The 7,662-nt window shown below is 67.7% G+C and carries 6 protein-coding genes and 1 pseudogene; 2 read left to right on the top strand and 5 right to left on the bottom strand.

Annotated elements, in window-relative coordinates:
• From ACIQ6O_RS10375 to ACIQ6O_RS10365, 3 genes and pseudogenes are all read right to left on the bottom strand, one after another.
• A pseudogene (locus ACIQ6O_RS10375) lies at positions 1 to 260 on the bottom strand (serine/threonine protein kinase); the annotation flags it as partial.
• A gap of 10 nt (positions 261 to 270) precedes the next feature.
• Positions 271 to 1,119, bottom strand: coding sequence for an FHA domain-containing protein (locus ACIQ6O_RS10370; RefSeq protein WP_396207714.1), 849 nt, complete (start codon positions 1,117 to 1,119; stop codon positions 271 to 273).
• Between the two features lie 120 nt (positions 1,120 to 1,239).
• Positions 1,240 to 1,611: a hypothetical protein gene (locus ACIQ6O_RS10365; RefSeq protein ID WP_396207713.1), complete on the bottom strand. Its 372-nt coding sequence runs from the start codon at positions 1,609 to 1,611 to the stop codon at positions 1,240 to 1,242.
• Positions 1,612 to 1,729: 118 nt separating this feature from the next.
• On the opposite strand from ACIQ6O_RS10365, the gene ACIQ6O_RS10360 reads away from it, so the two are divergent.
• Positions 1,730 to 2,722, top strand: a complete 993-nt coding sequence (locus tag ACIQ6O_RS10360; RefSeq protein ID WP_396207712.1) for an alpha/beta fold hydrolase — start codon at positions 1,730 to 1,732, stop codon at positions 2,720 to 2,722.
• Between the two features lie 13 nt (positions 2,723 to 2,735).
• Here ACIQ6O_RS10360 and ACIQ6O_RS10355 read toward each other — a convergent pair whose 3' ends face one another.
• Both ACIQ6O_RS10355 and ACIQ6O_RS10350 read right to left on the bottom strand, forming a co-directional pair.
• On the bottom strand, positions 2,736 to 4,628 hold the full coding sequence (locus tag ACIQ6O_RS10355; protein WP_396207711.1) for a glycoside hydrolase family 3 N-terminal domain-containing protein: 1,893 nt from the start codon (positions 4,626 to 4,628) through the stop codon (positions 2,736 to 2,738).
• A 336-nt stretch (positions 4,629 to 4,964) separates the two neighbouring features.
• The gene (locus tag ACIQ6O_RS10350) at positions 4,965 to 6,833 is read right to left on the bottom strand and encodes a Xaa-Pro dipeptidyl-peptidase (RefSeq protein ID WP_396207710.1); all 1,869 of its coding nucleotides are present in this window, start codon (positions 6,831 to 6,833) and stop codon (positions 4,965 to 4,967) included.
• A 248-nt stretch (positions 6,834 to 7,081) separates the two neighbouring features.
• Here ACIQ6O_RS10350 and ACIQ6O_RS10345 point away from each other — a divergent pair.
• A partial coding sequence (locus ACIQ6O_RS10345; RefSeq protein WP_396207709.1) for a sodium/proton-translocating pyrophosphatase occupies positions 7,082 to 7,662 on the top strand: 581 nt, incomplete at its 3' end.

Here is a 7,662-nt window from a genome sequence, read left to right as displayed (position 1 = left end):
AGCCGCTTCACCGCGTGCACGGTCACAATGCCCGGATGCTGCAAGCGCGCCACCGTGCGCGCCTCGCGTTCGAGTCGCGCGATCGCCTCGTCGGCCGAGCCCACGAAGCGCGGCCGCACCACCTTGATCGCCACATCCCGAAACAGGGAGCGATCCTGTGCCAGGTACACGATGGCACTTCCGCCCCGCCCGATTTCACCGCGTAGCGCGTACTCGTCGGCGAGCTCGGCGAGCAATTGCGATTCGTGGGCCTCACTCACCGCCCGTTACTCAGCGTTCGCGGAACGTGAACAGCACCTCGCCCATTTCGATACGGTCGCCGTCGGCCAGAGGCCGTTCAAGCGCCGCGGGCATTTCCACTCCGTTGTGCACCACCGGATTGGTCTGCGACAGGTTCTGCAGATACCACGTGCCGAGCGCAAAATGCATGCGGGCATGCGCGCGGCTGACGGTCATGTCGCGCAATTGGATATGCTTGTACAACGCGCCCTCGGCGCGCCCGAACGTCACTTCGATGCCGTCGGGCCCGTCTACCCGCACGAAGCGGATCTCGCGGTTGGCGTCGAGGCCACTGCCGATCTCGAGGCGACCGGGGAGGAACTGCAGGGTGCCGTCGGCCGGGACGCTGTAGCGGAGCGCATGCCCTTCGACCATGGTGCCGGGCACACCGGCCGCATTCATCACGGCAGTGGCTGGGGCGACAGCGACCGGTGTGAGGGTCGGCGACACGGTGGCGGGCGCCGGCAGACCGTCCAAACTCCACCCATCTGCAGCAGGTGCCGTCTGCTCGGGCGCGCCGGAAACGAACTCCCGGATCACCGGTCGGGGCCGAGGCGACGCCTCACGGGGAGGCACAGGCGGCAATGACGCGGATTGCGCAGGTGCAGGTGCAGGCGCAGGCCGAAACGGCACACCCGCCGGCACCGCGGCGGGCACCGGCGCCCGCGGCGTCGAGGGCACGGTTGCCGACTGGTCCGCGGTGAGGCCACCGAAGAGGGGGAGCGGGGCGTCCTCGCGTTCCACCGAGGGCGTGCGGTTGATCCACCAGAAGGCCGCCAACGCCACCAAAACGACGCCCGCCCCGATTGCGGCGAGGAACGTGATGAATTCATTCGTCATGGGTGGTGCGATCCCTCCGAATCTGGCGCGTAGTCCCGTCTGCAGCTTCACCGGGGAAGACGCCTTGCGGTGCCGAAAGCAACCGCGCGACGCCTGCCCCGACAGGGCCCTCGTTGCGGCTTACTTGCGGCGCTCGCCCGAGAAGGTCGCGCCGCCCTGCCCGCCGAAATCCACCTCACCCTTCACGTTGTCGTTGTCGACGATGGTGCCGTTGAAGGTGAGCGTGGCGCCGCCGCTGGTGTTCACCGCAAAGGTGAACGTGCTGCCCTTGACGATCCCCTTGAAGGGCAAGCTGCCCATGCGCGCGCTTTCGTAGGTCCCACTGAGCGAATCCCCGGTCTGCTTCAGGGTCACGGTGGGCGTGCCCGTCCCGTTCTCGGTAACCACCTTGAAGTTCCAGTTGCCCGTGAGGTCGGCGAGTCGCTGCGCGGCGAGCGCGCCGCCCGCGAAGACGGACGCGGCAACGGCAATGGCCAGGATACGTGGAGTCATGGTTCGGGCTGGGACTGAAGGGGACAGGGACCACGCTTTCGCCATTCAAGATAAATCGTCGACAAGTCGTGACGCGAAGACGGCCCGGCCGAGACACGACGGGACGACACTTTGGTCCATGTCGATCGGTCGCTGGCTTCTCGTATCCGTGTCATGGCTGGTGTGTACCGCCACGGTGGCTCCGCGGTGGGGGGAGCCGACCGTACCTCGGTTGTACCGCTGGGTGGCCGCCCCCGGCGAGTCGCTGGCCGTGTCGCGGATCGACCCCAGCCGCCCAACGGATGCGCCTGTGGCACTCCTTCTCCCCGGCCCGGTGGGTTCCGCCTACTCGTGGCGGCACGTGCAGCAGGGCTTGGTGGCTCAGGGTCACCGGGTCCTCATCGTCGATCCGCTCGGTATGGGCGCGTCGTCGCGTCCTCGCACGGCCGACTACGCCTTGAGTGCGCAAGCGACGCGACTCAAGGCATTACTCGACCACGAACTGCCGGCGAACACCCGCGTCGTGGTCGCCGGCCTGGGGACGAGTGCCACGATCGCCATGCACCTCGCGGCCATCGACAGCGCACGAATCGCCGGCGTCGCGTCGTTGGCTGGCGGGCCGGTGGACCAGCAGGGGACGCGCACCGTACGCATCGCGCTGGCGCTGGCGCCGCTCCTGCAGACCCGGCTTGGGCTAGCCCTCGGCCGACGCAAGTTCTCGGCGGTCGTACGCGACCAGAGCGCCGATCCGACCTGGTTCACACCGGAGGTCGCCGACCGCTATCTGGCGCCGCTCGAGCGCGATGTGCGCGGGCAGCTCACGGTGCTCAAGGACATGCACGACGCGAAGGAGCCGCACCCCATCGCGTCGCGTCTACCGCAGGTGGTCGCGCCGATGCGACTGCTGCTGGGTGACAAGCCAACGCCCAATGCGCCTTCGCGCGAGCAGGTTCTGCTGCTCATGCAACACGTCCGACGAATCACGATCGATACCGTACGCCGAGCCGGCACGTTGATGCACGAAGAGCGACCCGCCGACGTGGTGCGCGTGCTCGACGACATGCTGAGAGGGGCGCGTCGATCCCGCGTGCTGGGCGACCCGAATCAGTTGCGGCTCGATCTCGACGACTGACGGCAGGACGCAGTCAGCGCGTGAGTCCGAAGCCGTAGCTGGCGATGCCAGGAAGCGTGATGGGCAGCTTGCCGGTGATCGGCGCGCGACCCAGCATTGCACGCGCCGCCGCCCGCTGCGAGCTGGTCCACGGACTCCACGCAATGAGATGCGCTTCCGTGAGCGGCAAGCCGAGCTGCAGATACGGATTATTGAAGCTCACCAGCACGACCTTGGTGTTGCCGGCGCGCAAGCCGTTCAGCAGTTCGGGCAGGCCCCGAGTCGGCACCATGCTGGCCGTGTTGCTGGTGGCACCCACGTAGCTCGAGACCAGCACGAGGTCGGCCCCGCGCGCGATCGAGAGCGCGTTCTCCACCGACGCGGGGAGAATGGCAGGATCGGGCGTGACCTTGTAGCCGCCAGCGTTGCCTGCGGCGGCCCCCGCCGTGGCGTCGGCCACCACTTCAGGGGTGAGCGTGAGCGACAGCAGGTTGGGATAGGCGCTGCGCAGTTCCGCATCGAAGCCACGCCCCGCGCTCAGGTCGACACGCGATGACACGGTGATGCTCACCACTTTCGCCTGACGCGGCATCTTGAAGGGCACGAGCGACAGCGAATCGCGTACGAGCGTGATGGCCTTGGCCGCGGCATCGCGGGCCGGAGCCTGATTCGCCACGGTGCCCACCTTGGCGCGCACCGCCTCCACATCCACAAAGCGGTTGGTGTGCAGGCCGAACTCGTGCTTGGCCGCGAGCAGCTTACGCACCGAATCATTGATGCGCGCTTCGGTAATGCGGCCGCTGGCTACGGCGTCGACGACGGCCTGAATGCTCACCTTCGCGTCGGAGGGCATGAGCAGCACGTCATTACCCGCCTCCACGGCACGCAGCGTGGCCTCGGCCATCGACAGGCTGCCGAGGACGCCGTTCATGTCGAGCGCGTCGGTGACGAGCAGCCCGTTGAAGCGCATCTGGGTCCGGAGCAGGTCCGTCATCACGCGCGGGCTCAGTGTGGCCGCCGTGTGTGTGGTGTCGAGCGCGGGCAGATCGCCGTGGAAGGTCATCATGCCACGCACACCGGCATCGATGGCCGCCTGGAACGGCTTGAGTTCCACGCTGTCGAGGCGCGCGCGCGACACGTTCACGCGCGACAGTTCGAGGTGCGAGTTCTGCTCGGTATCACCATGCCCCGGGAAGTGCTTCCCGGTGGCCAGCATCCCGTGCTCCTGAATGCCCTTCACGAGCGCCGTACCCATCTCGCTCACGAGCCGCGCATCTTCGCCGAACGAACGCGCGCTGATGACGGGATTCTTGGGGTTGTTGTTCACGTCGAGCACGGGCGCGAAGGCCATGTGGATCCCCATGGCCCGCCCTTCCTCGGCCGTCACGCGCCCCATCTCGTACGCGAGCTTGGGGTCCCGGGTGGCACCGATGCCCATCTGGTACGGGAACGACGTAGCGCCACCAAGTTCGATGGCGTTGGGGAGGAACCACCCGCCACGCGCGCGGAACGCCGCGCCGGTCTCGAGATCAGCCCCCACCAGCAGCGGCAACTTCGCCGCCCGCTGGAGCGCATTCACCTTGGTGGCAATGTCCATGGGACCGCCCACGGACACGATGATGCCACCGAGTTCGAGATCGGTGATCTGCTTTTCGATGGTCGCGTACTGCGGGGCATCGACGGCGGTGTAATCGCCGAGAGTCCACACCCAGACCATCTGCGCTGCCTTCTGGCGGATCGTCAGAGTGGGGAGCACGGAGTCGGCCCACTCGGTGTGCGAGCGCGGTGTGGTGCGCGCTTCCGTGCGCGGTGCGGCGGGCGCGGACGACGGCGTGGCCGGCGTGGCCGGCGTGACAGAACGGGCACCGGCGGCGGCACAACCGGCGGCCAGTACAGCACTCAGGGGGAGAAACCAGGCACGCGCCATGGCGAAGACGACGGAGGGAAACGGAATCCGGGAACGTGAGGCCCGAGAGGGCGACGCCGGGGATGCTTGTTCAATCTACAACACGTCGCGGGAGGGGTACCGAGACCTGCTTGCGCCGTTGGCCGAGGCGTGAGACCCGAGACGACAGGAACGGTGTGGAGAGGCTCAGCACGAGACGTCCGCCCGGATAGAAGGGAGTCTGAGCGTTCTCGAGGTGAGAAGCGAGTGCGATGGTACTCGCTTCCCACCTCTGGAGAGCTGGAGTCTCGCTTCTATCCGAGCTCACCTCTCATTCTGACCCTTCGACTCTCATACTCAACTCCCGGATCTCACATCTCAGGGCACCGCGCGCGAGAGGGCGGTCTTGCCTCCCACTACCGGCAGCACGAGCGTGGTCGCGTCCAGGTCCACCGTGAGCTGCGTGCCCGCGCTCGGCCACAGCGTGAAGTCCTTGTCGCTCGAGAAGATCATCAGGCCCAGCCGCTTGCCCGCGGGGATGATCTGGTCATCGGGTTCGAGGTCGAAGGTGAGCGTAACGGGCTCGCCGGCGCGCAGTGCCGCGCTCGAGCGGATCGACTTGCTGTTCTGCGGATCGGCCCAGCCGCGCGTGACGATCCCACGCGGGTCCATCGCGCCGTTGGTGCCGGCCGGATAGGGCAGTTCCACGAGCCAGACCGACAGGTTGGCAGCGGCCTTGTTGGACGACACCCGAATGGTCACGCGGGCGGTGCCGCTGATATGCACGGGCTGCGTGAACGTGGGCAGCGCGTAGAGCAGGCGGTTCGCCGACGCGGCGGCCATGGCGAGCTGCGCCCCGCTCTGCGAGACATCGTCGGTGAGCGTCTCGCTCCCCTGCCCCGCGAGTCGCGCCAGGGCGAGCGCTCCGACCTGCGCGCCGCCCTTCGCGGGAAACAGCTCGACCGGCGCGCTCTCGGGATGCGGATAGGCCGCATACGGGGTGGGGCTCGTCCGCGCCGCACCCTCACGCACCACCCACGAGCGCGGGTCCTGCTCCACACCGTTCTGCACGCCGAGCAGATAGCGCGTGAACCACTTGTTCATCATAGTCAGCGGCGGTTCGCCACCGTGTCCACCCTGATGGAAATACATCTGCACGGGCGCACCGTTGGCGCGCACCGCCTCGGCCATGAGCGTGGTGTGCGACGGCATCACGTTCCAGTCGTTGAAGCCGTGCGCGGTGAGCATGGCGGCGCGGATCCCCTTGGCCTGCGCGAGGTAGTCGCGCTTCACCCACCAGTCGCTGAGGTCACCGCTGCGGCGATCGATGTTGCGCATGATCTCGTCGCGCACACGCGCGTGGCACAGGTCACGCGTGGCCGGGTTACCGCTCTGCACGAAGTCGTAGAGTACGTCCACGTCTTCGCCAAGGTAGCCGCCGGGGCTGCGCACCAGCCCGTTCGAGCGGTAGTAGCGATAGTAGGAGTTGTTGGGCGATACCGGGATGATCGCTTCCAGCCCCTTCACGCCCGTCGTCGCCACGGCCACCGGCAGCGTGCCGTTGAATGACGTGCCGGTCATGCCGACCTTGCCGGTCGTCCAGGTGGCCAGCACCTCGGTCGTGCCGTCGACGGTGGTGTAGCCCTTGGCCCGCCCGTTGAGCCAATCGATGACCGCCTTGGGGGCGAGCGACTCGTTCATACCGCCGATGGTGACGCAGCCCTGGCTGAGCCCCGTGCCCGGTGATTCGGAGTGTACGACGGCGAAGCCGCGCGGCACCCAGTTGCGTACTTGGGAGTTGCCGATGCGCGTGCGTGTGCCGTTGTACGGCGCCCCCTTGCCGACCTTGCGAACCGGCGGCTCGGCGCCGAGTTCCTGCTTCACGGGCCAGAAGATGTCTTCGTTGGGGTCGGTGCCGGCGAAGTAGGGGCTGGTTTCGTATACGACCGGCACCTTGAGCCCCGTGGCCGTGGGTCCCGGGCGCGTCACGTCCACGTGCACGCGGTCCTTCTTCCCGTCGAAGTCGGAGTCGAACTCCGTCTCCACCCAGAGGCGCTCACGGATCCAGGCGGTGGTGTCGGCGAAGGCCGGCACCACCTGTGACTGCCCGTCGGTGATCACATAGGGGGCCGGGGCACCGGGTGCGGAGCCGCTGGGGCCGGCCGGGGCCGCGGCCGGCGAACCGCCGGGGCGGCAGGCCGAGATAGCGGCCAGGGCGAGGGCGGAAGCGAGGAAACGCGTTCGCATGGGAGGGAGCACGAAGTGCGGGGGACGACGACCGGGAACGGCACTCGGGGATGGCGAGCGGAGCCGCCGGGGCAAGATCGGGAGAATCTAGCATCGGGGCGCCCGGTGGCCGTGCCCACCGACGCATTCCATTCGGGGGGAGTTGGCTACTGGCAACATCCTGTTCCCCCGGTGATTTTCCACGGGATAGCCCCAAACCGGCCACGTCCCTTCCGGCCGTCCCGACCTTCCCTCCACCCTCCCCCCACGTGCTCGAGCAGTACGCCCTTTATCTCGCCCTTGGCTGCGCAGCGATCGCCATTGTGTATGGCATCGTGTCCGCGCGCTGGATCGTTGCCCAGCCTGCCGGCAACGAACGCATGCAAGAGATCGCAGGCGCCATTCGGGAAGGCGCCGACGCCTACCTGAAGCGTCAGTACACCACCATCGCCATGGTCGGTGTGGTCCTCTTCCTTGCCGTCGGCCTCGGTCTCGGCAGCTGGCTTACCGCCATCGGCTTCGCCATCGGCGCCATTCTGTCGGGCGTCGCCGGCTTCATCGGCATGTTCGTGTCGGTGCGCGCCAATTCGCGTACCGCCCAGGCCGCAACGAAGGGGCTGAACGCGGCGCTGAACATCAGCTTCAAGGGCGGTGCGATCACCGGTATGCTGGTGGTCGGGCTCGGCCTCCTCGGTGTTGCGGGCTTCTACATGGTCGCCATCGGCGACGCCACGGGCGAAGAAGCGGTCAAGCATGCGCTCGAGCCGATGGTCGGCCTGGCCTTCGGTTCGTCGCTCATCTCGATCTTCGCGCGACTGGGCGGCGGTATCTTCACGAAGGGCGCCGACGT

Origin of the sequence: Gemmatimonas sp., from assembly GCF_044345575.1 — a bacterium.
Classification (GTDB): domain Bacteria; phylum Gemmatimonadota; class Gemmatimonadetes; order Gemmatimonadales; family Gemmatimonadaceae; genus Gemmatimonas.
This window is presented reverse-complemented; position numbering and strand designations above follow the sequence as displayed.

What these genes read in the sequence shown, in the direction of transcription:
- ACIQ6O_RS10355 (WP_396207711.1), bottom strand. Translation starts at nt 4,628, where the DNA reads ATGGCGCGTGCCTGGTTTCTCCCCCTGAGTGCTGTACTGGCCGCCGGT.
- ACIQ6O_RS10370 (WP_396207714.1), bottom strand. Translation starts at nt 1,119, where the DNA reads ATGACGAATGAATTCATCACGTTCCTCGCCGCAATCGGGGCGGGCGTC.
- ACIQ6O_RS10350 (WP_396207710.1), bottom strand. Translation starts at nt 6,833, where the DNA reads ATGCGAACGCGTTTCCTCGCTTCCGCCCTCGCCCTGGCCGCTATCTCG.
- ACIQ6O_RS10365 (WP_396207713.1), bottom strand. Translation starts at nt 1,611, where the DNA reads ATGACTCCACGTATCCTGGCCATTGCCGTTGCCGCGTCCGTCTTCGCG.
- ACIQ6O_RS10360 (WP_396207712.1), top strand. Translation starts at nt 1,730, where the DNA reads ATGTCGATCGGTCGCTGGCTTCTCGTATCCGTGTCATGGCTGGTGTGT.